The sequence below is a fragment of the Mesorhizobium sp. M2A.F.Ca.ET.043.05.1.1 genome, assembly GCF_003952445.1.
Lineage (GTDB): Bacteria > Pseudomonadota > Alphaproteobacteria > Rhizobiales > Rhizobiaceae > Mesorhizobium.
Genome location: NZ_CP034446.1, coordinates 2,936,670 through 2,962,312, shown reverse-complemented (window position 1 = coordinate 2,962,312; position 25,643 = coordinate 2,936,670). Strand labels below are relative to the sequence as shown.

Sequence of the window (25,643 nt, the reverse complement as noted above, 5' to 3'; positions counted from 1 at the left end):
GGCCGGGTCGCGCTAAGGACAAAGTCAGATAGAGAATGGGCAGGAGAGGGCTGGCTTGGCGCGGCCGGTCATTTCCGACGGGGAGGCGCTCCGGCGGACAATCTGTATTCGCCGCTCCTTTGAGGAGGCCGGTTGCAAGCGGTGCGCGAAGCCAGTGACTGTTTCGCGGAACCTGGACAGTAGTGCGATGAAAAGCCGGGACGCGGCTCGGCCGGGTACAAGCATGGCTCCAGCGAGCAACGAGCCACCTTGCGCCAATCCGGTCGCCATGACCCGCCGATGCAACTCATCCACAGAAGGTTTTTGCCCGTAGATCCTGCCTTGATCGAGCGAGACGATCATCAACGGTGACATTTGAGCCCCTCGGTTCAATGCTGAAGCTAACGAGGGGCACTTTGCGCTAGAGGACGATTTAGCTCCTTTGGCCGAGTGTAAAAAGTTCTAAAAAGATATGAGAAACCCGAGGCTGCCCGCGCGAGCAATTCCCGCCGGTGCGCTATCAGATATTATCCCTCTTCAAGGCCGGCCAGGCGCAGCCCTTCAAGCACGACGCCGATCCGCTCCGGGATCATGGCAGGCTGGCCCGCTCTGATCGTCGCGATCGTAACGCCTGGAGAGAGCTTGCTCAGCACCTCGACAAATCGGCGGGCCTCGTCCATGCGCCCGAGATAGGCGCTGGCAGCGGCCAACATCCAGAGCGAGGCGTCGAAGTTCGGATTGCGGGCCAGCGCACGGGAAGCCGACGCCAGCGCTTCTTCATAGTTACCGAGAATGACATGCGCATGGGCAATTCCGCAAAGCGCTATATGCGCAATTTGATCGCGAGGCATCAGCCGGTTCGCTCGGTGGAAACAGGCAAGCGCGTTCTCGACGCTCCCGCAATGGAGATGACCCACGCCCGCCGACGTGACGACCGTCAGGTTGTTGGGGTTGGCGTCAACCGCGGATTGAAGGACGGCCATGCCCCAGTCATAGTCTCTGACGACCTGAAGCAGCGCCATGGCGCAATGCGTCATCACTATCGCATCGCCGGCCGCATGTTCCAGCCCGCGCCGTGCGAAGTTTGCGCATCTTTCCCTATCGTCGGGCCCGAACGGCGGCCAGCCCATCGTTATGCGATGTTCTAGCGCCCAGGCTGCGTGGGCCAGGAATTGGGGATTGTCCGGCTCAAGTGCGAGACCCTGTGTCAGAAGGGCATAGGCTTCTGCATTCCCCCGTTTGGATTCCGACAGGATCTTGGCCCGTGCCTGAAGATAGACGTCATAGGCGGCGATGCTTCCGGGCCGCTCCCGCCGCGAACGTTCGATCTCGGCCCATTCGATCTCCGGCCCAACCACAGTTGCGACCGCCTCCGTGATCCTGTCCTGGAAATCGAACACGTTGTCGAGGGCGCCATCGAGGTTCTGCGCCCACAGATGCGCGCCGGTGCTCCCTTGGATTAATTGGGCCGTGATTCTGAGCCGATCGCCCGAACGCCGCACGCTGCCCTGGAGGACGTAGCGGACATCGAGTTCCTTCGCCACTTGCCGCACGTCTACGACCCGGCCCTTGTAGACGAATGAGGAGTTACGGGCGATCACCGCGAAACTCTTGAAACGGCTGAGCGCGGTGATGATGTCGTCGACCACGCCGTCGGCGAACCAGTCCTGCTCGGAATCGCCACCAAGGTTCTCGAAGGGCAGCACGGCAAGTGCCGGCTGTGCGGGAAGCGCAACCATGTCCTCGCCACGCCTCGAAGTCACCATGCGGTAGCCGATCCGCGGAACAGTCGCGATCCACTCGCGGCCGTTCGGGTCGACTCCAAGCAGCTTACGCAGGGCGGCGATCTGGACGGTGAGGTTTCCCTCCTCCACCGCCATGCCAGGCCACACGCTATCCATCAATTCTTGCCTGCTGACGACACCGCCCTCAGCTTTGAGCAGCGCCTCAAGGAGCGCAGCGCCCTTTTGACCCAGCGCGATCGGCTTGCCGTCCCGCAGCAGCTCTCCAAGGCCGGGGGCGAAGACAAACGGTCCGAAAACGAAAGGCGGCGCAACCATTGCCGCCAAAATAGCCGCAACGCGGTTCCAGTGAAACTTTGATCTGCGTTTGCCTTCCTACCTCGCAACTCGTGCCTGACCGGAACGTGCGGAAAGAGCTTGGGGGCCATGCTCGACCTCGCGAGCATTCCGTGTCGTAAAGCTGGCCACAATGTTATCAATGCATGTCATCAGAAGGTGCGCAGCGGTTTCGGGGTGACGACGTGCAAGAAAGGAAGCCAAAATTGATTGCCGGGATCGACCATTTCGTGCTGACGGTTCGCTCGGTCGAAGCGACCTGTGCATTCTACCAGCGCGTGCTCGGCATGCGGCGCCTGGATGAGGCGAACCGGCCGACCGCGCTTCTGTTCGGCCCGCAGAAGATCAACCTGCATGAGGTCGGCCGTACTTTCGAGCCGAAGGCCAAGGCGCCGACGCCGGGTTCCGGCGATTTCTGTCTCGTGGCGGCGGTGCCGCTTGCCGAAGTCCAGGCCAGCTTGCAAGCCAATGGCGTGGCGGTCGAAGTCGGTCCGGTCGAACGCACCGGCGCGCGCGGTGCTATGATGTCGGTCTACTTCCGTGATCCCGACGGCAATCTGGTCGAGGTGAGCGAATACCGGTCATAGGTTTGGCCAGCCCAAATTCGAGAGCTCACATGGCGACAAGCTTCAATCCCTCCGAAATCTGGCAGCCATTCGGTGCTTTTTCCATGCTGAAGATCCAAGGGGTGGGCCAAATCGTCCATCTCAAGGGGCAGGTTTCGCTCGACAAGGAGGGGCAAGTCGTCGGCAAGAACGATATGCCGGCACAGGTCCGCAAAACGTTGGAGAATATTCAGGCCGTTCTGGCGTCCGTTGGCGGCACGATGGCCGACATCATATCTTTGACCCAGTACGCCACGGACATACAGAAGTTCATGGCCGCAGGGGAAATTCGCAAGCAGTTTTTCGCTGAGCCATTTCCAGTTACGACCACTGTAGAGGTCGTTCGCCTCTATCATCCCGACCTGTTGATCGAGATCACGGCGACCGCGGAAATCCCTCATGACCGCTTCAGGCGGCCGTAAGACTTTTCAAGACAGACTACGCGATGTTTGGCTGGCTGTACCGCTGCTGCGGTCGGATGAGAGCCGCTGAACCGATGCGCAGTCCATCAGTCGATCCGCCGCCGCCGTCATCGTGCGGACGGCCATGTTGTCTTTCTTTCCTCAGTTTCGCCAGAAATGAGGCTCTTGTTAGCGCCTGCGGCAGACCATCGCGGCGGCGTTTTCGTTGTTTCGCGGCACTGCCGTCGCTATATCAAAGTTTGTTGCCTTTCTGCGCCCTCGAAGCGCAAGATGCGTGGCGCGTCCCGGTGGGCAGGGGCAGCGCGTGTTGGACCGGGAACTGGAACAGAGTGCTTTTTCGACGCCGAGAGCCTGATGGCCTCCTGGAGCGGGTGCGTACTTACCTTTGGCCGCGCCGCTCGTTCTCGCGTTCCGTGCAGTATTTCTCCAAGCGCATCCTGCGGCTGAAGGCGACGCCGCATTCGGTCGCCGCCGGTGTCGCCGCGGGTGTTTTTGCCTCCTTCTTCCCCCTTGGCGTCCATTTCGTCGTTGCCGCCGTGCTTTGCTGGGTGATCGCCGGCAATCTGGTCGCGGCGGCGCTCGGCGCCGTGTTTTTCGGCAATCCGCTGACCTCCCCGCTGCTGTGGGGCGCATCCTGGGAAACCGGAAAACTGATCCTGCGTCAGCATCTGCCGAGGCACGGGCCGCCCGAGCATCTCGGCGAAATGATGCACAAGCTCTCCTTCGCGAAGCTCTGGCATCCCGTGCTGGAGCCGATGCTGATCGGCGCGGTGCCGCTCGGCCTGGTCTTCGGGCTCGTGTTCTACGGCGTCACGCGCTGGGGCATGACCGTGTTCCGCGAACAGCGCAAGAAGCGCATGGCCGAGCGTGCCGAGAAGAAAACGCGGCAGGGCGGACGGGAAGTGCCGGCGGAATGATCATCGGCATCGGCAGCGACCTCATCGACATCAGACGCATCGAAAAATCGCTGGAGCGGCACGGCCAGCGCTTCGTCCAGCGCATCTACACCGAGGTCGAGCAGGCCAAGTCGGAAAGGCGGGCCGCCCGCGCCGCTTCCTACGCCAAGCGCTTCGCCGCCAAGGAGGCCTGCGCCAAGGCGCTGGGCACGGGCATGGCCGAGGGCGTGTTCTGGCGCGACATGGGCGTGATCAACCTGCCGAGCGGCGCGCCGACCATGGCGCTGACCGGCGGCGCCGCCGCCAGGCTGGAGAAGATACTGCCGAAGGGCCATCGGGCGCTGATCCATCTCACCATCACCGATGATTTTCCGCTTGCTCAAGCCTTTGTGATTATCGAGGCGGTGCCCGCCGAACAAGCGCCACATTGATTCCATCTGACCACGAGCGGCATGACGTTGCTCAGCGCGCGCCGAGACTCTATACCAACATCGCACAATCGAGGACGACATGAGCGTGGCTGAAAAATCGCAGAAGAAATCCGGCGGGCTCGGGGAAACCTTTTCCGTCATCATCCAGGCTCTGCTGCTCGCGCTCGTCATCCGCACGCTGCTCTTCCAGCCTTTCTCCATCCCGTCCGGCTCGATGCGGCCGACTCTGCTCGAAGGCGACTATCTCTTCGTCACCAAATGGGCCTATGGCTATTCGCGCTATTCGCTGCCCTTCGGTCCCGATATCTTCTCGGGCCGCATCTGGGGCTCGGAGCCAAAGCGCGGCGACGTGGTGGTGTTCAAGTTCCCGCCGGACCCATCGGTCGACTACATCAAGCGCGTCGTCGGCCTGCCGGGCGACAAGATCCAGATGAAGGACGGCCAGCTCTTCATCAACGACGTCGGCGTGCCGCGCGTGAAGACCGGCCAGATCGAAAATCCCGACATCACCGAAGTGCCTCAGCCCGTCGACGTCTACCGCGAGACGCTGCCGAACGGTGTCAGCTACGACACGCTCGACCTGACGCCGAATTCGATCGGCGACAACACCCGCGAATGGACCGTGCCGCCCGGCCACTACTTCATGATGGGCGACAACCGCGACAATTCCTCCGACAGCCGCTTCACCGTCGGCTTTGTTCCTGCCGAAAACCTGGTCGGCCGCGCCAACCTCATCTTCTTCTCGATCGCCGGCAAGGCGAGCCCGCTCGAGATCTGGAAGTGGCCATCGCTGATGCGTGCCGATCGCCTGTTCCATTTCGTCCACTAGAGCGATGGCGGCCAGCAAGCGTTTGACCGCCGATGCCCTCGCCGAGGCGCTTGCCCCGCGCACCGGCCATGCCTTCGCCGATCGCCAGCGCCTGCAGCGCGCGCTGACCCATGCCAGTGCGCGCTCGACCCATGCCGGCGTCGACTACGAACGCTTCGAGTTCCTGGGCGATCGCGTTCTCGGCCTTGTCGTCGCGGACATGCTGCTCGCGGCCTTTCCCGAGGCCGCCGAGGGCGAGCTGTCGCTGCGTCTCAACGCGCTGGTCAATGCCGAGGCGCTCTCCGACATCGCCGAGGAGATCGGCCTGCCCGAGCTGATCCGCGCCGGCTCCGATGTGCGTAATCTCGACGGGCGCAAACGTACCAATCTGCGAGCGGACGCGCTGGAATCGCTGATTGCCGTGCTTTACCTGGATGGTGGCCTCGAAGCTGCCCGCGCGTTCATCCATCGCTATTGGCAGCCGCGCTCGCAGGCGATCGGCGCTGCGCGGCGCGACGCCAAGACCGAATTGCAGGAATGGGCGCACCAGGCAGCCGCCGGCGCCGTGCCGGCCTACCGGGTCGACGGCCGCGAGGGACCGGACCACGACCCGCTGTTCACGGTCAGCGTCAAGGTCGGCTCATTTGCTCCGGCGACCGGCAGCGGCCGCTCCAAACGTGAGGCCGAGCAGGCCGCCGCGGCTACTCTTTTGCTGCGCGAAGGCGTATGGAGCGCGGCATGACAGAAAATGAAAGCCCTGAAGTTCCCGCGACGCGCTCCGGCTTCGTCGCGCTGATCGGCGCGCCCAATGCGGGCAAGTCGACGCTGGTCAACCAGCTGGTCGGCGCCAAGGTGTCGATCGTCACCCATAAGGTGCAGACCACCCGCGCCATCGTGCGCGGCATCGCCACGCATGACAACGCGCAGATCGTGTTCGTCGATACGCCCGGCATCTTCAAGCCGAAGCGGCGACTGGACACCGCGATGGTGACCACCGCCTGGGGCGGCGCCAAGGATGCCGATGTCGTGGTGCTTCTGATCGACGCCGAGCGCGGCATCAAGGGCGATGCCGACGCCATCCTCGACCGGCTGACGGACGTCCGCCAGCCGATGCTGCTCGTCCTCAACAAGGTCGACCGCGTCAAGCCCGAGACGCTGCTTGCGCTGGCCGCGACCGCGAACGAACGCGTGCCGTTCAAGCGCACCTTCATGGTCTCCGCGCTCACCGGCTCCGGTTGCAAGGACCTGCTCGACTATCTCGCCGAGACGCTTCCCCTGGGCCCCTGGTACTATCCGGAGGACCAGATCTCCGACCTGCCGATGCGCCAGCTCGCGGCCGAGATCACCCGCGAAAAGCTTTATCTGCGGCTGCACCAGGAGCTTCCCTATTCCTCGCATATCGAGACCGAGAAATGGGAAGAGAAGAAGGACGGCTCGGTCCGCATCGAACAGGTCATCTATGTCGAGCGCGACAGCCAGAAGAAGATCGTGCTCGGCCACAAGGGCGAGACGATCCGCGCCATCGGCCAGGCCGCGCGCACCGAGATCGCCGAAATCCTCGAGCAGAAGGTGCACCTCTTCCTGTTCGTGAAGGTGCGCGAGAACTGGGGCGACGACCCCGAGCGCTACCGCGAGATGGGGCTGGAGTTTCCCCATTGATGCTTGTCGCCTAGAAGGTCCGTAAGGGTCTGCGACATGCATAATCCAGAGATCACGATCGATACCGGTCTCGTGCGACGGCTGGTCGACACGCAGTTTCCGCGATGGCGGGACCTGCCGGTCAGCCCGGTCGCTTTCGGCGGCTGGGACAACCGCACTTTTCATCTTGGCGACGAGATGACGGTCCGACTGCCGAGCGCGGCCGCCTATTCGCTGCAGGTCGAGAAGGAGCAGCGCTGGCTACCGAAACTGGCATCCCTCCTGCCGCTGCCGATTCCGACGCCACTGGCCGTGGGCGAACCGGCCGAAGGCTACCCCTGGCATTGGTCGATCTATCGCTGGATAGAGGGTGAGACGGCCAAGAGCGGCCGCATCGCCGATCTCAACGTCTTCGCCGTTTCGCTCGCCGATTTCCTTGTCGCATTGAGGGGCATCGATCCGAACGACGGGCCTGCACCCGGCCAGCACAATTTCCACCGTGGCGGGCCGCTGACCGTCTATGACGGCGAGGCGAGGCAGGCCATCGCCGCGCTTGAACGGCGGATCGACGCCCAAGCCGCCACGACCGTCTGGGAAGCCGCACTTGCCGCCACCTGGTCTGGCTCTCCGGTCTGGTTTCATGGCGATGTCGCCTCGGGCAATCTTCTGGTCGAGGATGGTCGCCTGAGCGCCGTCATCGATTTCGGCACGTCCGGCGTCGGTGATCCATCCTGCGATCTGGCGATCGCGTGGACCTTCTTCGAAGGCGAAAGCCGGGAGGCCTTCCGCGCCCGCATCGCCGCCGACGACGCCACCTGGGCGCGCGGCCGCGGCTGGGCGCTGTGGAAGGCGCTGATCACCGTCGCCGGCCACGACGCCAACCAGGCCGAGGCGGAAAGGCAGCGCCACGTGATCGACGAGGTGCTTGCCGATCATTGCCGTTGGGCTTGACACGGGATCAGAGAATGTCAGCACAGATCGAGCGCGGCGGGTCGAAACCTTGATTTCGCCGCGCAACGGGTGAAAAGCTCGATCCATGGAATGGCGCGACGAGGGAATCGTTCTCGGCACCCGCAGGCATGGCGAAACCAGCGCCATCCTCGAGGTGATGACGCGCACCCATGGCCGCCATCTTGGCCTTGTGCGGGGAGGGCGCTCGCGCAAGCAGCAGCCGGTGCTGCAGCCCGGCAACCGCGTCGACCTCCTGTGGCGGGCGCGGCTCGACGAGCATCTCGGCGTCTTCCAGGCCGAGGCGATCGAGATGAACGCGGCGCGGCTGATGGACAGCGCGGTTGCCGTCTACGGCCTGCAGACCATGGCCGCGCATCTGAGGCTCCTGCCCGAGCGTGACGCCCATGGCGGCCTTTACGAAGCGCTGGCGGTGATGATCTCGCATCTGGACGACGCCGACGCGGCGGGCGAGTTGGTGGCGCGCTTCGAGCTGCTCATCCTCGATGAACTGGGCTTCGGCCTCGATCTCAGCCAATGCGCGGCGACCGGCTCCAGGCAGGATCTCGCTTATGTCTCGCCGAAATCCGGCCGCGCCGTGTCGCGCGAGGCCGGTGCGGCCTGGCACGACAAGATGCTGGCGCTGCCGGCCTTCCTGCAGCGTGGCTCCGGCCTGCGCGCCGACGTGGCGGCGCTCGAGGACGCCTTCCGGCTGAGCGGCTTCTTCTTCACCCGCCATGTCTACGAGCCGCGTGGCCTCGAGCCACCCGACGCCCGCGCCGGCTTCCTCGCCGCGCTGCGCCGGCATCATGCGGCGGTGAAGGCGGTTGCGGGCTAGGCAGGATTGCGGGACAGACGCCTAGTCGGCGCCGCGCCGTTCCAGGAAATCGTCGAGCATAGCGCGCTGGCCTTTCAGGATCTTGACGCCGGCTTCGGGCGGCGAAAACCATCCGGCTCTGTCGACTTCGGGGAAGTCCTTCATGCGTCCCGATTTCGGCGGCCACTCCAGGGTGAACATGTTGCTCCTGATGGCGTTTGGGTCGACATCGGCCTCGACGCTCCACGCCACCACGATCTTGCCGCCCGGTTGTTTGTAGCTGCCGAGCGGCCGGAAATCGCCGTCGATGGCGACGCCGAGCTCCTCCTCGGCTTCCCGTTTGGCGGCTTGGAGCTCATCCTCACTGTCGCCGATCAGTCCCTTGGGGATCGACCACGCGCCTTCATCCTTGCGCGCCCAGAACGGACCGCCTGGATGGACGAGCAGGAATTCGAACACACCACCTATGTGTCTGTGGATCAGCAGGCCGGCACTTCGCAGCGGCATCGGTCACCTCGCGACATTTTCTTCGCCCGCGCGAGAATAGCACGAGTATTCCGCCCTCGAAGTCACACGATCTCGCCTGCAATGCCGGCAGCCTCGGCGGCTCGCCATTGGATAACCAGGCAAGTTGCTGGCAATCGGCCGCGAAACATGCTCGATCTTGTTAATTGGCAAGGCGCTGATTTGCGCCAGTCGTCTCGTTGCCGCATTTGTTGGCCACGACTGGTCTGGTTTTGAGGGAAACCGCGATGTTTTTCAGCCTGATCGCCATTGCCGCCGTCATAGCTCTTTTCGTCATCGTGTCACGACAGCAGAACCGCATCGCGCTGGTCGAGCGCGAGCTCGGCATCCTGCGCGGCCTGGTGCAGTCGGGCGCTTCGCTATCCCCGCCCAAGGCGGATGCCGCCGCCGAGGGCGCTCCGAAGGAGGCGGGAGAGGCCGCGGCGATCGCCGCCGCGCCAGCTGTTCAGGAGACCGCCCCGTCCGAGCCCATCGCGATAACGACCGGCATTGCCGAAGCCGAAGTCGCGGCCGGACCATGGAAGAAAGGTGAGGTGGCAGCGACAAGTGCCACGGAGCCCGGCAAAGACGAGCTCGCGCCGGAACTTTCAGCCGAAACCAAAGCGGCGTTCACCCAATCCCCGGCCACCGAGAAAGCAGCACGCCGGACCGATGTCGAAACGGCGCTGGGCACACGCTGGGCGGTCTGGGTCGGCGGCATCGCGTTGGCGCTGGGTGGCCTGTTCCTGATCCGCTACACGATCGAGGCCGGCATATTCGGTCCCGGCGTGCGCCTGACCATGGCCGGCATCCTTGGCCTGGCGCTGATTGCAGGCGCCGAATTCATCCGCCGCACCGGCTTCAGGGTACCAGTGCAGGGCGCTGCCGGCGCCTATATCCCCTCCATCCTCACGGCTGCCGGCGCCTTCATCCTGTTCGGCACGGTCTATGCGGCGCATGGCATCTATGGCTTCATCGGTCCGGCGACCGCCTTCGCGCTGCTTGGCGTCATCGGCGTTGCCACCATTGGCGCCTCGCTGGTGCACGGCCTGGCGCTGGCCGGCATCGGCCTCGTCGGCGCCATGGTCACGCCGGCGTTGGTGGCATCGCAGGCGCCAAATCCCTGGGCGCTGTTCGTCTATCTGGCGATCGTGCTTGCGGCGAGCGCTGCAACCGCCCGCATCCGCGACTGGAAGGCGCTCATGGCGGCCGCTTTCGCCGGCACCGGCATCTGGACCATCCTCTACATGGTCGACGCGCCGGATGTGAACCTCGCCGCCGTCCTGTTCATCAGCTTCGCCACGCTGGCGGTGCTGGCCCTGGTCTGGCTCGCCCCCTTCTTGACTGCTGGCCGCGACGAAGCGGCGCGAGGCTTCGACTGGCCATCGATCGTGCCTGGCTTCTTCATCGCCTTGAGCGCGCTGGGCCTGTCCGTCGATCCGGCTTTTGCCAGCGCCGGCGATGCATTGCACGGCGCCGTCTTGCTGGCCGCGCTGGTCGCGGTGGCGCTCCACCGGCCGCGCGCGCTTCCGCTGGTCTTTGCCGCCGGCATCGCCACCGTGCTGATCTATCTCGGCATCATCCCGCCCGCCACGATCGGCGCCGACGCGCTCGATGTCGGGCTGGACGCCCAGCCCCTGGCTTCGTCCGACACGCTGACGTTCCGCATCGGCATCGCGCTTGGCCTGATTTTCCTCGCCGCCGGGTTCTGGGCGGCGCGCCGCTTCGCCGCCACCGCTCCGGCACGCGCGGCTTGCTGGGCAGCCTGGGGCGTCATTGCCCCGGTGATGGTGCTGACCGCCCTGTGGCTGACCTTCGGCGATATCGACCGCGACCTCGGCTACGCGCTGCCGGCGCTGCTGCTGTTGCTGGCCTTTGCCGCTGGCGGCGAATGGATCGCGCGCGCCGAGGAGCCGCCGCTGGTGGGCGGCCCGGCAGTGTCCTTCGCGCTCGGCGGCGCCGGCGTCGCCGGCCTGCTGATGCTGCACATGGCTTTTGGCTCGGGCTGGACGACCGTGCTGCTCGGCGCCGCCGCCATTCTGCCGGCGCTGGCCACACGCTGGCGCTCTTACCCCGTGCTCGGCTGGATCGCGGTGGGCGCGGCGGTCGCCGTGCTTGGCCGCGTCGCCTTCGACCCGACCATCGTCGGCGCGGCGTTTCTGTCGAGGACACCGGTCTTCAACTGGCTGCTGCCGGGCTATGGCGTGCCGGCGCTCGCCTTCGGTTTCGCCGCCTGGCAGCTTGCACGCACCACCAGCGGCCGGCCGCACCTCGTCATGGAGGCGGCCTCGGCGCTGTTTACGCTGCTCACCATCGCCATGCTGGTGCGCCACGCCATGCATGGCGGCGTTATCGACACCGGCGCGGTGACCCTTGCCGAGCAGGCGATCTACACGCTGATCACGCTCGGCGCCAGCGCCATACTGGTCGCAATCGACATGCGCTCGCCAAGCTCGGTTCTACGCTATGGCTCGATAGCCGCCGGCGTTGTCTCGGCGGGCCTCATCGCCATCCAGCATTTCGTGGTGCTGAACCCGCTGCTGACGGACGAGTCGACCGGCACGATCCCGGTGTTCAACCTTCTGTTCCTCGCTTATCTGCTGCCGGCGGTCGCCGCCGGCGCGCTGGCGCTCTATGTCCGCGACAAGCGCCCGCGATGGTATGCGGCGATGCTGGCCTTGATCGCCGCGCTGCTCGCCTTCGCCTACGCCACGCTTTCGGTGCGTCGCCTGTTCAAGGGTGAGTTCATCGCCTTGTGGAGCGGGCTTGGCCAGCTCGAGACCTACACCTATTCGGCGCTGTGGCTGGCCATCGGCGTGGCGCTGCTCACCGCCGGCGTCTGGCTGAAATCGCAGGTGCTGCGCATCGCGTCCGCTGTGCTGATCGCGGTCGCGGTGGTGAAGGTCTTCCTGTTCGACATGTCGGAGCTGGAAGGCGTGCTGCGCGCGCTCTCCTTCATCGGTCTGGGGGCCGTGCTGATCGGCATCGGCCTGTTCTACCAGCGGCTGCTGACACGGGCGGCGAGGGATAAGACTGAAAACTTGCAGGAACAAGTGGATAGCCGGGAATAAACCGGCCCGCGTCCGCGTTATCCACTTGCTTGGGTAATCGCAGCGGTTCGGCCGCTTCGCGCTGACTGCTTGCACCGCGCCGGGAAGGCGCGTTCTATCGGGATGGAAGGCGACCACGAAACAAGCGGTCATGGACGACAAGAAGGCAGCGATCCTGAGCGAAATACCGCGGTTGCGGCGCTATGCGCGCTCGCTGCTGCGCGACCGCGATTCCGCCGACGACCTTGTCCAGGACTGCCTGGAGCGGGCGCTTGTGCGGCTCGACAACTGGCAGACTGGAGAAAGCCCCCGGAGGTGGCTGTTTACGATCATGCATCACTTGTTCATCGACCAGATGCGCAAGGTCAACCGGCGCGGCGAGGCGACGATGCTGCCTCTCGAAGCCGGTGAGGCCCAAGCCGCGCCCGCCGATCAGGTCGAGACCATCGCCTCGCGCGAGATCATGGATGCCCTGCAGGCGATCAGCCCCGATCGCCGCGCGGCGTTGGTGATGGTCGCCATCGAGGGCTTTTCCTATGCCGAGGCCGCCAACATCCTTGGCGTGCCGGCCGGCACGCTGATGTCGCGCATCGCGCGCGGCCGCGAGGAACTGCGAGGATTGCTCGACGACACATCGCGCCGCCGCTCGATAAGGATCGTCTAGAAATGACCCGCCGCGATTTTTCCGAACGCGATATCCATATGGCCCTCGACGGCGAGCTGCCGGGCGAGGAGCGCATGGCTTACGATGCCTGGCTCGAGGCCAATCCCGAGATGAAGGCGAAGTCCGCGCGCTACATTGCCGACCGCGCCGCCATGCGCGCCGCCTTCGCGGGCGTGATGGACGAGCCGGTGCCGGCGCGGCTGCGGCAGGTCGTGCTTGGCGAGGCGCGTGCAAAAGCATCGGCCTGGCGCTCGCGCTGGTGGCTGTCGGCTGCCGCGGCCGTGATGCTCGCGGTCGGCGGGCTCGGCGGCTATGTCGCCGGTGTCGACAGCATCGCCCGTGGCGGCGAAGGCGACGACCAGCTCGCCGAGCAGGCGATCGCCGCCCATGTTACCTACGCTGCCGAGAATCGCCACGCCGTCGAAGTCCCGGCGAGCGACAAGGACCATCTCCAGACCTGGCTGTCGAACCGCGTCGGGCTGAAGCTGGTCGCGCCCGATCTTGCGGCCGAGGGCTTCCAGCTGGTCGGCGGCCGGCTGCTGCCGGCTGGTGAGCAAGGCAAGGCGGCGATGCTGCTTTATGAGGATGCCAAGGGCGAGCGCATCTCGCTCTACGTCACCGCCGACTCGTCGGAGACATCGAAGGGCACCTACGCGGCCGAGACGGGCGGACCGGAAGCGGTCTATTGGCTCGACAAGGGCTACGCCTGCGCGGTCGTCGGCTCATTGCCGCCGGAGCGCCTGTCGGACGTCGCAAAGGTCGCCTATGGCCAGCTCGTGGCCGGCATATCGAGCTGAACGGGCTGCGTTTTTCGGCGGCCGGCAGTCGCTTGAACAGCAATTCTGTTCAAGCGCTTGGCCCTTTGCTGCCGCCGCGGAAACTGTCACAATTCGGCCCTAATCAAGGAGCGATAGCGCTTGATGAATACTGGCGCTTCGGCCAGTATTCGCGACGCATCCACCGGGGCCGTTTCTTAAACCCAATCGAGGTTCTCCCAAGCCCGTATGCCTGCCGAGATCCGCAAGGCCCGCGCGTCAGACGTCGATGACCTCGCCGCCATCGAGAAGGCTGTTTTTCCGGGCGACAGGCTCTCGCGCCGCTCCTTCCGCCAGTTCATCGAACGCGAAACCGCCGAGATGCTGGTGGCCGAGAACGAGGGCCGGGTCGCCGGTTATGCGGTGGTGCTGTTTCGCAAGGGCAGCGGCGTGGCGCGGCTCTATTCCATCGCTGTCGGTCCCTTTTTCGGCCGCCTCGGCATCGGCCGGCTCCTGCTCGCGGCCGCCGAAGAGGCGGCCTTCGAGCACGACCGGCTGTTGCTGCGCCTCGAAGTGCGCGAGGACAATGATCGCGCCATCCGCATCTACGAGCAGGCCGGCTATCGGAAACTGGGCCGCGAGCCCGACTATTACGAGGATGGCGCGACCGCGCTGCGCTACGAAAAGACGCTGCGCGGCGACACGCCGACCGCAACCAAGGTGCCGTTCTACCAGCAGACCTGCGAGTTCACCTGCGGCCCTTGCTGCCTGATGATGGCGATGGCGAATTTCGACCGCGGCTTCGTGCCCGATCCGGTCATGGAAATCCGCCTGTGGCGCGAGGCGACCACGGTCTTCATGATGTCGGGTCCGGGCGGCTGCGAGCCTTTCGGCCTGGCGGTCGCCGGCTATGAGAGCGGGCTCGCCGCCGAGATATTCGTCTCCTTCTATGGCGTGCTGTTCCTGCAGTCGGTGAGGAGCGAGGACAAGCGCCGCGTGATGGAGCTCGCCCAGGTCGATTTCCGCCGCCGCGCCGAACTCTACGGCATCCCCGTCAACTACCGTCCGTTCGGCATCGGCGATATCCGCCAAGCCCTCGCCGAGGGCAAGCTGGTGCTGGTGCTGGTCAGCGGCTTCCTTATGTTCGGCAAGAAGGTGCCGCATTGGGTGCTGGCCATCGGCGACGATGGCGACCATATCCTGATCCACGACCCCTGGGTCGAGGATGAAAGGCAGGAAACCATACTCGATGCCGCGAACATTCCAGTGCCCTACGACATCTTCATGAACATGGCGCAGTTCGGCCGCGACGGCTTGCGCGCCGCCATCACTCTGGGAAAACGCTGAACAATGACCTGGGTAATCCTCACAGGCAGGCAGAATGATCTCGATCAGGTGGCCACACCCCACAAGATCATCACCAACCGCGACTATCTCGCGCATCCGGCGCTGTTCCGCGGCCAGCGGCCGAAAGTGATCAACCTGTCGAACAATTACGGCTATCAGAGCCGCGGCTACTATGCTTCGCTGCTCGCAGGCTCGCGTGGCCACCGGGTGATCCCGACCGTCGAGACGATGATCGACCTGTCCGAGCGCAAGCTCTACGAGCACGCCCTGCCGGAGCTCGAGCTGGCCTTGAACAAATGCCGCAAGGACCTCGGCGGGACTTTTCCGGCCAAGGTCGCGATCTTCTTCGGCATCGGCCCGTCGAAAGTCTGGGACCGTTTTGCCAAGCTGTTGTTCGACTGGTTCCGCGCGCCGGCGCTGGAGGTGCACATCAAGGACAGCGCCGAATGGGCCTCGATCCGCAAGATCGGCTTCCTGCCGCTCGCCCGCATGACCGAGGACGAGGAAGAGCTCTTCCTGCAGTGCCTGGAGACCTACACCAACCGCGAATGGCGCGACACCAAGGGCCGCACGCCGGCGCGCTATACCTTCGCGACGCTGGTCGATCCGCATGAGGAATTGCCGCCGTCGGAGATTTCCTCACTGCGCTACTGGGCGAGGATCGCCGAGAAGATGGGCGTCGAGGTCGAGCCGATCACCAGGAAGGACCTCGCCAAGCTTGCCAATTACGACGCGCTGTTCATCCGCGAGACCACCTCGATCTCCAACCACACCTACCGCTTCGCACGCCGCGCCCAGCAGGAAGGCATGCCGGTGATCGACGACCCGCTGTCAATGATCCGCTGCACCAACAAGGTCTATCTCAACGAGCTGATGACCTACAACAAGGTGCCGGTGCCGCCGACCGTGATGATCGCCGGCACCTCCGACTTCGCAGTGGCGGCGCAGACGCTTGGCTTCCCGCTGGTGCTGAAGATTCCGGATTCGTCTTTCTCGCGCGGCGTCAAGAAATGCGAGAACATGGCGGAGCTGACCAAGCTCGCGACCGAATGGCTGGAAGATTCCGATCTCCTGATCGCGCAGAAATTCATCCCGACCGAATATGACTGGCGCGTCGGCGTGCTCGGCGGCCAACCGCTGTTTGCCGTGCATTACCTGATGGCGAAGAAGCACTGGCAGATCGTCAACCACAAGGCCAGCGGCAAGCCCGACCAGGGCGGCATCAAGACCTTTACACTGAAGCAGACGCCGCCGCATGTCGTCGAGACGGCTGTGCGGGCGGCAAAATGCATCGGCGACGGCCTCTACGGCGTCGACCTCAAGGAGACCAAGGACGGGGTCTTCGTCATCGAGGTCAACGACAATCCCAATCTCGACCACGGCTGGGAGGATTCCGGCGAGAAGGACGAGCTCTGGGTGCGGCTGACGCAGTGGTTCCTGGAACGCCTGGAGCGGCCGGAGAAGTAGGGGCGGGGGAAGCGGAATTGAAGAACTGAGGAACTGAAGAACTGAAGAACTGAAGAACGAAGAATGGGGTGTCTCGCGGACCATCCGTCCTTGCATTATCCGCTCCTCGTTTCCGATCCTCTCAGTTCCTCAGTTCCTCAGTTCCTCAGTTCCTCAGTTCCAATCATTCAAGCCGAGGGAAAAGCATGCTGTTCTTCGTGATCGAGGATTTTCACGGCGCGGACCGCAAGGAGATCTACCGCCGCTTTCGCGACAAGGGCCGGCTGAAGCCCGACGAGCTCGTAGTGCATCACAGCTGGATCGCGGGTGACATGAGCCGCTGCTTCATGCTGGTTGAAGCCGATGACGCGACGGTGCTGCAGCGCTGGGCCATCGAGTGGAACGACCTGGTCGAGTTCGAGATCATTCCAGTGGCGACGAGCAAGGACATGGTCGCGGCATTGGCTACGCATCTCTGAAAGGCTTCGGGGCGCGCAGAGTGCCGTTTCCCCGTCAAATGACGGCTATCGCGTCGACCTCTATCAGGTAGCCTGGTGACATGATCGCCACGCCGACGATCACATTCGCCGGCTTGTGGTCTCCAAACAGCGAAATCTGCGCGGCCTCGATGATCGGAACGTGTTCGTCGCGGTCGTAGTCGACGATGTAGATTGTGATCTTGCAGACCTGGTCGGGTCGGGCACCCGCCGCGTTGAGCGCTCGCCCGAGATTGGCGAATGACAGGCGCGCTTGCGCCGCAAAATCACCGTGCCCGACGAGCTTGCCGTTCGTGTCTTCGGGCTGCTGACCCGAGATGAACACCAGCTTGGATCCCGTCGCGACAACGACCTGCGTGTACATCTCGGGAACCGGCAGATCGGCCGGATTGATGAGTTCGAGCGACATCAAGATCTCCTGCTGCTTCGTTTGCCTGAAAACGGGCGGGCGCGAAGGATTGGTGCTCCGTTGCCCAAATTCCCTGAACTACGTCTCGGAGGACTGGGCGCCGAGCGCTGGCGAATTGACCGCGCGCACGCATTCCCCGACCAGCCATTCCCGGAACGCGCCCACGATGTCGCGTCTTGCGCTGCGTTCGGGGATCGTGAGGCAATAGGGCTGGCGCAGTTCCAGGGATTGCGCGGGGGCCCGCACCAGCTTGCCATCCTCCAGCGCTTGCGCGCAATAGATGCCTTGCGCCAGCGCCACGCCTAGCCCTGAAATGGCGAGATCGAGCGCCGCCCGCGACGAGTTGGCCGAAAGGCCGCGCTGCGCCGCGCGGCCCGGCTCGCTTCCCGCCGCCTCGAACCAGTTGCGCCAGGACGGAAAGGACGCTCCGGTCGGTCCCCAGTCCGTGTGGATCAGCGGCAGGCCCGCAAGGTCGTCCGATACGGTCGCTCGGGCCAGCGTCGGCGCGCAGACAGGATAGACTGCATCCCTGACGATCTCCTCGGTCGGATGCTCCCGATAGTGCGGACCATAGGAAAGGCGGATGTCGATCAATTCATGATCGAAGGGCACCGGATCGTCGTCGCCCCTGAGCGATATATCGGCAGCGCCATGGGATGCGACGAAGCCGGCGAGCCGTTCCGAAAGCCAGCCCATCGCCATGGAAGGCGGCACCGAGATGACGAGCCTCGGCCGGAACGCGCCGCCGCCGACATCGCGCGCGACGCTGCCGATCTCCCGGAAGGCCATGCTGAGCCTGGGCAGCATCTCCACCCCGGCCTCGGTCAGCACGGCCCGCCGATTGACCCGGTGGAACAGTTGTCGTCCCATCTGCTCCTCGACGGTGCGGATAAGCTGGCTGACGGCCGCGGCCGAGATCGACAGTTCTTCGGCGGCGGCTGCGAAGCTTCCCGTCCGCGCCGCCGCTTCGAAGGCCTGAAGTCCGCGCAAGGAGGGAAGGGCGACCATGACAATCCAATAGATAAGTTCGCCTTATCTATTTCGCAGAAATCCTCGTTTTTCGAAAGGTTTCTTTCTGGAGTATCGTGACTCATGAACGCAATCGATCATCACGAAACCATCGACCATCGCCAGCTGATCGCCTCGCTGACGAATGAGGAGCGCGGGCGGCTGACCGGCAAATCGGATGGGCCGGGCCTTGTCCAGTTCGCGCTCCATCTCGGGGCGATCACCGTCCTTGGCGCGCTGATCGGGGCAAGAGTGCCGTACTGGCCGGTCCTGATGCTGCCGCAGGGCATCCTGGTAGTCTTCCTGTTCACCCTGCTGCATGAAACCGTGCACCGGACGGCATTCGAAACGCAATGGCTGAACGATGTGGTCGCGTGCTTCTGCAGCCTGGCGATCGCGCTGCCGGCCGACTGGTTCCGCTACTTCCATTTCGCCCATCACCGCTTCACTCAGGATCCGGAAAACGATCCGGAGCTGGCCTTCCCGAAGCCCGAGACGATGCGGCAATACATCGTCCACGTCTCAGGGCTGCCCGTGTGGTGGGGCCACTTCAAGACGCTCTACACCAATGCGATGGGGCGCTGCCGGGACAGCTACGTGCCGCCGAAGGGGCTGCCGAAGGTGAAGGCCGAGGCGCGGGCGATGATCGCCTTCTATCTCGTTCTGCTGGCGCTCGCGGTGTGGTTCAAGGCGTCGGTGCTGCTCACTGTCTGGATAGTGCCCGCGCTGCTCGGCCAGCCGTTCCTGAGGCTCTATCTGTTGGCCGAGCACGGCCGCTGTCCCTTCGTCGCCAACATGCTGGAAAACACCCGCACGACGCTGACCAACTGGTTCGTGCGCAAGCTCGCCTGGAACATGCCTTATCATGCCGAGCACCACGCCTATCCCGGCGTGCCGTTCCACCAACTGCCTGAATTCCACCGGCTGATCGAGCGCCATCTCAAGGTGATCGAGCCCGGCTATGTGAGCTTCCACGAGAAATATATCGGGGCGCTACGCTAGGCGACGGACGCGTCAGAGAGACAGCGCATATCAGCCTGACTGGCGCAGCAGCGCCTGTGAATGCAGCAGCCGGCTCAGGTCGGCCGCTTTGGCCGGCACGCCGATCAGATAGCCTTGCGCCTCGCCGCAGCCGGTCTTGCGCAGCATGTCGAGCTGCGCTTCGGTCTCGACGCCTTCGGCGGTGACGGTGATGCCGAGCTCGGCGCCGAGACCGATCACGGTGCGCACGATCGCCGCCGTGTCGCGTCTGTCGAGGTCTCGGATGAAGGAGCGGTCGATCTTGATCTTGTCGACGGGGAAGCGCCGGAGGTAGCCGAGCGAGGAATAGCCGGTGCCGAAATCGTCGAGCGCGATGCGCACGCCGAGACCGCGCAACTGGCTGAGCGTCCTCAGCACCGCATCGCTTTCGTCCATCATCACCGTTTCGGTGATTTCGAGCTCCAGGCGGCTGGCCGGCAGGCCCGAAAAGGCGAGCGCCGAGATCACGCTGCGGGTGAAGCCGCCGCTCTTGATCTGGGCGGCCGAGACGTTGACGGCCATGCGCATCTCCGTCGGCCAATGGGCGGCCACGCTGCAAGCCTTGCGAAGCGCCCAGTCGCCGAGCTGCACGATCAGTCCGGTCTCCTCGGCGGCGGCGATGAAGTTTTCCGGCGACACCAGGCCGCGCGATGGCGAGCGCCAGCGCATCAGGGCTTCCGCGCCGACAATTTCGCCGGAGCCGATGTTGAGGATCGGCTGGAAATCGAGCTCGAACTCGCGCTTGGAAAGGGCTGCTTCGAGATCGGCTTCAAGCGCGCGGCGCTCCCGCATCAGGGCATCCATGCCCGGCTCGAAGAAACGATAGACATTGCGACCTTCGCCCTTGCCCCGGTAGAGCGCCATGTCGGCATTGGTGAGCAGCGTGTCGGCATCGTGCCCGTCACCGGGATAGAGCGCGATGCCCAGGCTCGCGCCCACATGCATTTCGCGTCCCTTGTCGCGATAGGGCTTGCCGACGATCTCGACGATGCGCTTGGCAAGCTTTTCGGCGTCGGCGGCGCTCTTGATGCCGGACTGGATGATGGCGAACTCGTCGCCGCCGAAGCGGGCGACCACGTCCTTGCTGCCGCGCACGGCATGCTGCAGCCGCTTGGCGACGCATTTCAACAGCCAGTCCCCGGCCGGGTGGCCGAATGTGTCGTTGACGGCCTTGAAGCGGTCGAGGTCGAGCGAGAGGATCGCCAGCGGCTTGGCCTTGGCCTCGCCAAGCGCTTGGTCCAGTTTCTCGCGAAACATCGAGCGGTTGGGCAGGTTTGTCAGCGTGTCGTGATGCGCAAGATGCGTCATGCGCTCCTCGACGCGGCGCCGCTCGGTCACGTCCTCGAAGGTCGCCACCCAGCCGCCGCCGGCGAGCGGCCGCCGCAGGACGAAGAGCGTTCGGCCGTCGACCAGTTCGCGATAGCTCGAGCGCGACTGGCCCGCGTCCAGGGCCGCCTTCGCCTTTTCCACCTCGATGTCGACTTCAACAGGCACGAAGATGCCGAGAGCCACGAGTTTCTCCAGCATCTGACGGTGCGTCATGCCGAGCGTGATATCGGCAGCCTTCGCGTTGCAAAGGTCCAGGAAGCGCTGGTTGCGGACGATCAGGCGGCCCTCGGCGCTGTACATCAAGAGGCCTTGCGACATGTTGGCCAAAGCTGCGTCGAACCGGCGGTGCTGCTCCTTCAGCTCCGCCTCGGCTCGCCGCCGCTCGGTCACGTCCTCATAGATCGAAACCCAGCCGCCGACGGCGATGGGCCGATGGGAAATGACGATGATGCGCCCGTCGGACAGGACTTCCTCATAGGTCGAAGGCCTGGCGCCGTCGATATAGGGCTTGCGGATAGCATGGAGTTCTTCGGCGCTTTGCGAGGCGACGCCGACATCGACACTGTGCTGCAGAATGTCGAAGTATCGGATGCCAGGCTTCACCACCTTGGCGTCGAGGCGGAAGAGATCGATGTAATTGCGGTTGCAGATGATCATCCGCTCATCGGCGTCGAACATGCATAGCCCATGCGACATGTTCTCGACGGCGGCCGCGAAACGCTCGTTCTGGGCCCGTAATTCGTCCGCAATCCGCCGTGCCGGACCGATAGCGGCCGTTCCTCGCTTGCCGGCGGTGGAAGCCGTCTTGACATGAACGCCAGGCATGAGCACGCCTTCGGACCGTGACCGAACGCTATACTGTCCTGGTAGCCGGTTAATTTAGCGTTCTTTCAAATGGCCGAATTGGCGACGAACGAAGACTGGCGCATGGCATCCAGTGTCTTGAAACGCTTGAGGAAAGCCGTTTGCGCCCAAGTGACGGATTTGGGCGTGAAGTCGAAGCGGTCGGCGGAGAAGCCGCGCGGGCGGCCGAAATACTCGGTCGCTTCCGCCGTCGAGAAGCCGGCCAGCAGCGTCGCCTCGAAATAGGCGGCGATCTGGTCGGCGCGCTTGATGTCCTTTCGCAAGGAGGCGGCGAGCTCCGCCGGCAGCGAGAAACGCAGATGGATGGCGCGCTGCAGGCGCAGCTCGCAATCCTTATAGGAGCCGCCCATCACCGATTTGAACGGCGAGATCATGTCGCCGATGACATATTCCGGCGCGTCGTGCAGCAGCGCGGCGAGCCGCGCCTCCGCCGTGGCCTGCGGTGCCAACTCGCCATAGAGCGCCTCGACCAGCAGCGAGTGCTGTGCGACGGAGAAGGCATGGTCGCCGCTGGTCTGGCCGTTCCAGCGGGCGACGCGGGCGAGCCCATGCGCGATGTCGGCGATCTCGATGTCAAGCGGCGAGGGATCGAGCAGGTCGAGCCGCCGGCCCGAAAGCATGCGTTGCCACGCGCGCGGCGGCGCGCCGGCCCGGTCGGCCGCCATCAGGCCTCCTCCGCGCTGGCCGCGCCTTCAGGGAAGCTGAACTTCGCCCAGGCGGGAATCGCGAGCGTCACCGGAACCTCGCCCGCCAGGATCGCCTCGCCGGCATGGAGCGCCGCCTTGACCCGGTCGATGCGGGCAATGGCAAGTCCGGTCCTGCCGCTAACCGAGCCGAGCGCGCCCACCGGCCGGCCGGCGACGGCAAGCTCGGTTCCCGAAGCGGGCAGGGGGCCGTCGGCCGACACGATCAGCACGCGTCGCCGCGCGGTGCCGCGATGCTGCATGCGCGAAACCACTTCCTGGCCGATATAGCAGCCTTTCTTGAAGCCGACGCCGCCGGTTTCGTCGAGCAGCACGTCATGCGGGAAGGCGTCGCCGAGCTGGTAGTCGGCGCCGCTTTCGGCGATGCCGCTGGCGATCCGAACTACTTTCCAGCCATCAGGATCGCCACCGTCCTTTGCCCCGCCGCTATAAATACGCCTCACCGCCGCATCGCGAAAACGCGTGTCGGCAAGCGCCGTTGAATCGGAAGACGAGGGGGTTGAATCATCACCCCACGCGACCGTGACAACCACCTGATCCTGCTTGGCAATCTCGGTCTTTGCCCTCAGCCGATAAAGCATCAGCCGGCGCACTAAATCGTCGGCCGTGTCGGCCCGGCATTCGAGCCGAAAACCGTTGTCGCCGGCGCGCGAGATCAGGAAATCGAACAGGATTTTGCCCTGCGGCGAAAGCAGCGCGCCGGGTTTGGCTTCGCCGGGCTTCAGGGCATCGAGATCGGTGGTGAGGATGTTCTGCAGGAAATGCTCGGCGTCGGGGCCTGACACGGAAATGAGCGCGCGGTCGTTGAGCTGGGTAAAGGGCATGAGGGAAAGTCGGCCTGATCTTGCAAAACGTTCGGCCATTACGTAAGCCGGCCACACTCCCCCCGCAAGAGATTGGACCTGCCCATGGCAACCACCTTCGACCTCATCCTGACAGGCGGCACGGTAGTGAACCATGATGGCGAGGGCCGCCGCGACATCGGCGTGAAGGGCGGACGCATCGCGCGGATCGGCGATCTCGGCCAGGCCTCGGCCGGCGAGACCATAGACTGCACCGGCCTGCACATCCTGCCGGGCGTCGTCGACAGTCAGGTGCATTTCCGCGAGCCGGGGCTGGAGCACAAGGAAGATCTGGAGACTGGTTCCCGCGCGGCGGTGCTGGGCGGCGTCACCGCGGTCTTCGAAATGCCCAACACCAATCCGCTCACCACCAGCGAGGCCGCACTTGCCAACAAAGTACGCCGCGCCACCGGCCGCATGCATTGCGACTTCGCCTTCTGGGTCGGCGGCACGCGCGACAATGCTCGCGATGTCGGCGAGCTGGAACGGCTGCCGGGCGCGGCCGGCATCAAAGTGTTCATGGGCTCGTCCACCGGCGACCTTCTGGTCGAGGACGATGAAGGCGTCGCCTCGATCCTGCGCAACACCCGCCGCCGCTCCGCCTTCCACTCGGAGGACGAATTCCGTCTGCGCGAGCGGCTCGGCGAGCGCGTCGAGGGCGATCCGTCGTCGCATCCCGTCTGGCGCGACGAGATCGCGGCGCTGCGCTGCACCGAGCGCCTGGTGCGCATCGCCAGGCAGACGCGCGCGCGCATCCATGTGCTGCACATCTCGACCGCGGAAGAAATCGTCTTCCTCGAGCAGCATAAGGATGTCGCGACCTGCGAAGCGACGCCGCATCATCTGACGCTGACGGCGGACGACTATGCCGGGCTTGGCACGCTGATCCAGATGAACCCGCCGGTCCGTGCCTCGCGCCACCGTGACGGCGTCTGGCATGGCGTTTCGCAAGGCATCGTCGATGTTCTTGGCTCCGACCACGCGCCGCACACGCTGGCCGAGAAGGCAAAGCCCTATCCGGCCTCGCCGTCGGGCATGACCGGCGTGCAGACGCTGGTGCCGATCATGCTCGACCACGTCAATGCGGGCCGGCTCACCTTGCAGCGTTTCGTCGATCTTTCCAGCCACGGCCCGCAGCGCATCTTCGGCATGGCCAGTAAGGGCCGCATCGCCGCCGGCTACGATGCCGATTTTACCATCGTCGATATGAAGCGGCGCGAGACCATCACCAACGCCCAGGCCGGCTCCAAGGCCGGCTGGACACCCTATGACGGGAGGGGGGTCACCGGCTGGCCGGTCGGCACCATCCTGCGCGGCAATCGCGTCATGTGGGAAGGTGAGATCGCGACACCCGGCCAGGGCAAGGCGGTGGAATTTTCCGAGGCGCTGCCGGCTTAACCCTGCCAAAAGTTGGATTTGTTAAGCGCTCTGCATTATCTTGTAGGCGCTATGAGCGAGAACATCGCGCCGATCATTCCTGCAGAGTTTCCCGAGCTCCAGGCACTTGCCTGGAACCGCGATGTCGCGCGCCCGATCCCGGCCAAAGAGGCCTTTGCGCTTTACGAGCGCAACTGGCGCTTTGTCGACCAAAAGCGCCTTACGGCACGTGAGAAGCTGCTTATCATGAAGTTGGCTGACGAATTCGGCCACGGCATCCTTCTGACCACTGCCTAAGCGGTCGCGACAGTCCTAACCGATAGGCTTGACGGGACGTCGTTTCGTTGCCCCGCCACATTGCCATACCTGGGAAGCCTTAATCCCCGGCGACGAAAAACAGCCACTGCCCTGTCGGCGTGATGCCGACGCGGTAGAAGATGTAGGCGCCGAACTGCTTCATGTCGTCATAGTCGCTGGCCGTGACCAGCTTGAACAATTCGACGCGCTGTCTGGCATCGAGCTTGTCGAGCGGCAGCGCGAAGAAATACGGCCAGACATAGAGTTCCTGCGGAGTGCCGGTGTCGACATGCACATAGCCGGCCGAAAGCACCTCTTCCAGGATGGCGAGGATCTCCTGGCCGTCGCCGTCGCCCGATAGTCCCTTGAGGAAGGTGATCGGGTCGCCGTCGATATCGCCCAGCGACAATTGCGTCATGGAATCGCCCTTGCCGATCAGCGGCCGCAGCTTCTCGATGTCGCCGGTACGGCAGGCCTCGATGATCAGCCCATGCATGCGCTTGACCGGTTCAGGAAGCGTGTTGAGGTCGTAGACGACCGCCGGCGGCGGCGAGTCCGGATCGGCGCGCGGGCTGGTGATGCCGCCATTGGCGGGCGGCGTTTCCGGCTCCGACTTGTCGGTGTCGTCTGCCGGCTGGCCGCTGCCCGAAGGCTTGGAGCCGGGCGCTTCCGGCATCGGCACGGTCGCGCCGGGCGCGGCGCTGTCGCTGTCGGCGGGCGGGGTCACCGGGGAAGGCAGGTCTTCGCGCTGGATCTCACTCAGTGCATAGGAAGGCGTGCTGGCGAGGCACAAAGGCAACGCGAGGCAGGAAGCGGCGATCAGGATGTTGAGCGTCAGCCCGCGCGGCCGGCCTGACATCGAAGATCTCACCGCTTGCCTCTCCATTGTTACCCGGCCTGATCCGGGC

26 protein-coding genes are annotated in these 25,643 nt (G+C 64.6%); 18 read left to right on the top strand and 8 right to left on the bottom strand.

From position 1 onward, the window contains the following. Positions 1-506 precede the first annotated feature (506 nt). Positions 507-2,039 (bottom strand): winged helix-turn-helix domain-containing tetratricopeptide repeat protein, encoded by a 1,533-nt coding sequence (locus EJ069_RS14785; protein ID WP_126061913.1) that lies wholly within the window; start codon positions 2,037-2,039, stop codon positions 507-509. A 224-nt stretch (positions 2,040-2,263) separates the two neighbouring features. On the opposite strand from EJ069_RS14785, the gene EJ069_RS14780 reads away from it, so the two are divergent. The 9 genes from EJ069_RS14780 (at position 2,264) to recO (ending at position 8,643) form a co-directional block, all read left to right on the top strand. Next, complete coding sequence (locus tag EJ069_RS14780; protein WP_245456568.1) at positions 2,264-2,644, top strand: VOC family protein; 381 nt, start codon at positions 2,264-2,266, stop codon at positions 2,642-2,644. A 29-nt stretch (positions 2,645-2,673) separates the two neighbouring features. Then, complete coding sequence (locus EJ069_RS14775) at positions 2,674-3,084, top strand: RidA family protein (protein WP_126061911.1); 411 nt, start codon at positions 2,674-2,676, stop codon at positions 3,082-3,084. Positions 3,085-3,413: 329 nt separating this feature from the next. Continuing rightward, the gene (locus EJ069_RS14770) at positions 3,414-4,001 is read left to right on the top strand and encodes a DUF2062 domain-containing protein (protein ID WP_126061910.1); all 588 of its coding nucleotides are present in this window, start codon (positions 3,414-3,416) and stop codon (positions 3,999-4,001) included. Further along, positions 3,998-4,411 carry a holo-ACP synthase gene (acpS, locus tag EJ069_RS14765; RefSeq protein WP_126061909.1) on the top strand — a complete coding sequence of 138 codons (414 nt, stop codon included), beginning with the start codon at positions 3,998-4,000 and terminating at the stop codon, positions 4,409-4,411. Before EJ069_RS14770 ends, acpS begins: the two co-directional genes overlap by 4 nt. 79 nt (positions 4,412-4,490) lie before the next feature. Then, positions 4,491-5,240 (top strand): signal peptidase I, encoded by a 750-nt coding sequence (gene lepB / locus EJ069_RS14760; RefSeq protein WP_042637851.1) that lies wholly within the window; start codon positions 4,491-4,493, stop codon positions 5,238-5,240. 4 nt (positions 5,241-5,244) lie between these two features. Next, complete coding sequence (rnc, locus tag EJ069_RS14755; RefSeq protein WP_126061908.1) at positions 5,245-5,961, top strand: ribonuclease III; 717 nt, start codon at positions 5,245-5,247, stop codon at positions 5,959-5,961. Then, positions 5,946-6,878, top strand: coding sequence for a GTPase Era (gene era / locus EJ069_RS14750; RefSeq protein WP_126061907.1), 933 nt, complete (start codon positions 5,946-5,948; stop codon positions 6,876-6,878). The genes rnc and era overlap by 16 nt, the downstream gene beginning before the upstream one ends. Before the next feature lie 36 nt (positions 6,879-6,914). Then, positions 6,915-7,808 (top strand): aminoglycoside phosphotransferase family protein, encoded by an 894-nt coding sequence (locus tag EJ069_RS14745; RefSeq protein ID WP_126061906.1) that lies wholly within the window; start codon positions 6,915-6,917, stop codon positions 7,806-7,808. Positions 7,809-7,893: 85 nt separating this feature from the next. Then, entirely contained in the window at positions 7,894-8,643 is a 750-nt protein-coding gene (gene recO / locus EJ069_RS14740; protein ID WP_126061905.1) for a DNA repair protein RecO, read from the top strand. Positions 8,644-8,664: 21 nt separating this feature from the next. On the opposite strand, the gene EJ069_RS14735 is transcribed toward recO, so the two are convergent. Further along, a complete protein-coding gene (locus EJ069_RS14735; protein ID WP_126061904.1) occupies positions 8,665-9,129 on the bottom strand; it encodes an NUDIX domain-containing protein in 465 nt (154 codons plus the stop codon). A gap of 245 nt (positions 9,130-9,374) precedes the next feature. Between EJ069_RS14735 and EJ069_RS14730 the strand changes: the two genes are divergently transcribed. The 6 genes from EJ069_RS14730 to EJ069_RS14705 all read left to right on the top strand — a co-directional run bounded on the left by EJ069_RS14730 (position 9,375) and on the right by EJ069_RS14705 (position 16,867). Further along, on the top strand, positions 9,375-12,197 hold the full coding sequence (locus EJ069_RS14730; RefSeq protein WP_126061903.1) for a DUF2339 domain-containing protein: 2,823 nt from the start codon (positions 9,375-9,377) through the stop codon (positions 12,195-12,197). A 130-nt stretch (positions 12,198-12,327) separates the two neighbouring features. Continuing rightward, on the top strand, positions 12,328-12,840 hold the full coding sequence (locus EJ069_RS14725; protein ID WP_126061902.1) for an RNA polymerase sigma factor: 513 nt from the start codon (positions 12,328-12,330) through the stop codon (positions 12,838-12,840). Between the two features lie 2 nt (positions 12,841-12,842). Beyond that, on the top strand, positions 12,843-13,637 hold the full coding sequence (locus EJ069_RS14720; RefSeq protein WP_126061901.1) for an anti-sigma factor: 795 nt from the start codon (positions 12,843-12,845) through the stop codon (positions 13,635-13,637). A gap of 207 nt (positions 13,638-13,844) precedes the next feature. Next, positions 13,845-14,942: a GNAT family N-acetyltransferase/peptidase C39 family protein gene (locus EJ069_RS14715; protein WP_126061900.1), complete on the top strand. Its 1,098-nt coding sequence runs from the start codon at positions 13,845-13,847 to the stop codon at positions 14,940-14,942. Positions 14,943-14,945: 3 nt separating this feature from the next. Then, on the top strand, positions 14,946-16,409 hold the full coding sequence (locus tag EJ069_RS14710) for a RimK family protein (RefSeq protein WP_126061899.1): 1,464 nt from the start codon (positions 14,946-14,948) through the stop codon (positions 16,407-16,409). A 185-nt stretch (positions 16,410-16,594) separates the two neighbouring features. Then, complete coding sequence (locus EJ069_RS14705) at positions 16,595-16,867, top strand: DUF3303 family protein (protein ID WP_042637865.1); 273 nt, start codon at positions 16,595-16,597, stop codon at positions 16,865-16,867. A gap of 34 nt (positions 16,868-16,901) precedes the next feature. Here the strand turns inward: EJ069_RS14705 and EJ069_RS14700 are convergent, their stop codons facing one another. Together EJ069_RS14700 and EJ069_RS14695 are read right to left on the bottom strand one after the other, a co-directional pair. Continuing rightward, positions 16,902-17,294, bottom strand: a complete 393-nt coding sequence (locus EJ069_RS14700; protein WP_126061898.1) for a RidA family protein — start codon at positions 17,292-17,294, stop codon at positions 16,902-16,904. A 78-nt stretch (positions 17,295-17,372) separates the two neighbouring features. Further along, on the bottom strand, positions 17,373-18,302 hold the full coding sequence (locus EJ069_RS14695; protein ID WP_126061897.1) for a LysR substrate-binding domain-containing protein: 930 nt from the start codon (positions 18,300-18,302) through the stop codon (positions 17,373-17,375). Between the two features lie 111 nt (positions 18,303-18,413). Between EJ069_RS14695 and EJ069_RS14690 the strand changes: the two genes are divergently transcribed. After that, positions 18,414-19,304 carry a fatty acid desaturase family protein gene (locus EJ069_RS14690; RefSeq protein WP_126064737.1) on the top strand — a complete coding sequence of 297 codons (891 nt, stop codon included), beginning with the start codon at positions 18,414-18,416 and terminating at the stop codon, positions 19,302-19,304. Between the two features lie 30 nt (positions 19,305-19,334). On the opposite strand, the gene EJ069_RS14685 is transcribed toward EJ069_RS14690, so the two are convergent. The 3 genes from EJ069_RS14685 to EJ069_RS14675 all read right to left on the bottom strand — a co-directional run bounded on the left by EJ069_RS14685 (position 19,335) and on the right by EJ069_RS14675 (position 23,043). After that, entirely contained in the window at positions 19,335-21,476 is a 2,142-nt protein-coding gene (locus EJ069_RS14685; protein ID WP_126061896.1) for an EAL domain-containing protein, read from the bottom strand. A 65-nt stretch (positions 21,477-21,541) separates the two neighbouring features. Then, entirely contained in the window at positions 21,542-22,180 is a 639-nt protein-coding gene (locus EJ069_RS14680; RefSeq protein WP_042637869.1) for an HD family hydrolase, read from the bottom strand. Further along, positions 22,180-23,043 (bottom strand): folate-binding protein YgfZ, encoded by an 864-nt coding sequence (locus EJ069_RS14675; RefSeq protein ID WP_126061895.1) that lies wholly within the window; start codon positions 23,041-23,043, stop codon positions 22,180-22,182. Before EJ069_RS14675 ends, EJ069_RS14680 begins: the two co-directional genes overlap by 1 nt. A gap of 84 nt (positions 23,044-23,127) precedes the next feature. Here EJ069_RS14675 and EJ069_RS14670 point away from each other — a divergent pair, with 84 nt between their 5' ends. Both EJ069_RS14670 and EJ069_RS14665 read left to right on the top strand, forming a co-directional pair. Beyond that, positions 23,128-24,459 carry a dihydroorotase gene (locus EJ069_RS14670; protein WP_126061894.1) on the top strand — a complete coding sequence of 444 codons (1,332 nt, stop codon included), beginning with the start codon at positions 23,128-23,130 and terminating at the stop codon, positions 24,457-24,459. A gap of 51 nt (positions 24,460-24,510) precedes the next feature. Next, entirely contained in the window at positions 24,511-24,735 is a 225-nt protein-coding gene (locus EJ069_RS14665; RefSeq protein ID WP_126061893.1) for a hypothetical protein, read from the top strand. Positions 24,736-24,814: 79 nt separating this feature from the next. On the opposite strand, the gene EJ069_RS14660 is transcribed toward EJ069_RS14665, so the two are convergent. Continuing rightward, on the bottom strand, positions 24,815-25,606 hold the full coding sequence (locus tag EJ069_RS14660; RefSeq protein ID WP_189476381.1) for a hypothetical protein: 792 nt from the start codon (positions 25,604-25,606) through the stop codon (positions 24,815-24,817). Between the last annotated feature and the right edge of the window lie 37 nt (positions 25,607-25,643).

Excerpts from the sequence above, each read along its gene's own strand:
- EJ069_RS14725 (WP_126061902.1), top strand. The coding sequence starts at position 12,328 with ATGGACGACAAGAAGGCAGCGATCCTGAGCGAAATACCGCGGTTGCGG.
- EJ069_RS14730 (WP_126061903.1), top strand. The coding sequence starts at position 9,375 with ATGTTTTTCAGCCTGATCGCCATTGCCGCCGTCATAGCTCTTTTCGTC.
- EJ069_RS14675 (WP_126061895.1), bottom strand. The coding sequence starts at position 23,043 with ATGCCCTTTACCCAGCTCAACGACCGCGCGCTCATTTCCGTGTCAGGC.
- EJ069_RS14775 (WP_126061911.1), top strand. The coding sequence starts at position 2,674 with ATGGCGACAAGCTTCAATCCCTCCGAAATCTGGCAGCCATTCGGTGCT.
- EJ069_RS14700 (WP_126061898.1), bottom strand. The coding sequence starts at position 17,294 with ATGTCGCTCGAACTCATCAATCCGGCCGATCTGCCGGTTCCCGAGATG.
- EJ069_RS14715 (WP_126061900.1), top strand. The coding sequence starts at position 13,845 with ATGCCTGCCGAGATCCGCAAGGCCCGCGCGTCAGACGTCGATGACCTC.
- era (WP_126061907.1), top strand. The coding sequence starts at position 5,946 with ATGGAGCGCGGCATGACAGAAAATGAAAGCCCTGAAGTTCCCGCGACG.
- EJ069_RS14720 (WP_126061901.1), top strand. The coding sequence starts at position 12,843 with ATGACCCGCCGCGATTTTTCCGAACGCGATATCCATATGGCCCTCGAC.
- EJ069_RS14785 (WP_126061913.1), bottom strand. The coding sequence starts at position 2,039 with ATGGTTGCGCCGCCTTTCGTTTTCGGACCGTTTGTCTTCGCCCCCGGC.
- acpS (WP_126061909.1), top strand. The coding sequence starts at position 3,998 with ATGATCATCGGCATCGGCAGCGACCTCATCGACATCAGACGCATCGAA.
- EJ069_RS14695 (WP_126061897.1), bottom strand. The coding sequence starts at position 18,302 with ATGGTCGCCCTTCCCTCCTTGCGCGGACTTCAGGCCTTCGAAGCGGCG.
- lepB (WP_042637851.1), top strand. The coding sequence starts at position 4,491 with ATGAGCGTGGCTGAAAAATCGCAGAAGAAATCCGGCGGGCTCGGGGAA.
- recO (WP_126061905.1), top strand. The coding sequence starts at position 7,894 with ATGGAATGGCGCGACGAGGGAATCGTTCTCGGCACCCGCAGGCATGGC.
- EJ069_RS14665 (WP_126061893.1), top strand. The coding sequence starts at position 24,511 with ATGAGCGAGAACATCGCGCCGATCATTCCTGCAGAGTTTCCCGAGCTC.
- EJ069_RS14745 (WP_126061906.1), top strand. The coding sequence starts at position 6,915 with ATGCATAATCCAGAGATCACGATCGATACCGGTCTCGTGCGACGGCTG.
- EJ069_RS14710 (WP_126061899.1), top strand. The coding sequence starts at position 14,946 with ATGACCTGGGTAATCCTCACAGGCAGGCAGAATGATCTCGATCAGGTG.
- EJ069_RS14735 (WP_126061904.1), bottom strand. The coding sequence starts at position 9,129 with ATGCCGCTGCGAAGTGCCGGCCTGCTGATCCACAGACACATAGGTGGT.
- EJ069_RS14705 (WP_042637865.1), top strand. The coding sequence starts at position 16,595 with ATGCTGTTCTTCGTGATCGAGGATTTTCACGGCGCGGACCGCAAGGAG.
- EJ069_RS14685 (WP_126061896.1), bottom strand. The coding sequence starts at position 21,476 with ATGCCTGGCGTTCATGTCAAGACGGCTTCCACCGCCGGCAAGCGAGGA.
- EJ069_RS14670 (WP_126061894.1), top strand. The coding sequence starts at position 23,128 with ATGGCAACCACCTTCGACCTCATCCTGACAGGCGGCACGGTAGTGAAC.
- rnc (WP_126061908.1), top strand. The coding sequence starts at position 5,245 with ATGGCGGCCAGCAAGCGTTTGACCGCCGATGCCCTCGCCGAGGCGCTT.
- EJ069_RS14680 (WP_042637869.1), bottom strand. The coding sequence starts at position 22,180 with ATGGCGGCCGACCGGGCCGGCGCGCCGCCGCGCGCGTGGCAACGCATG.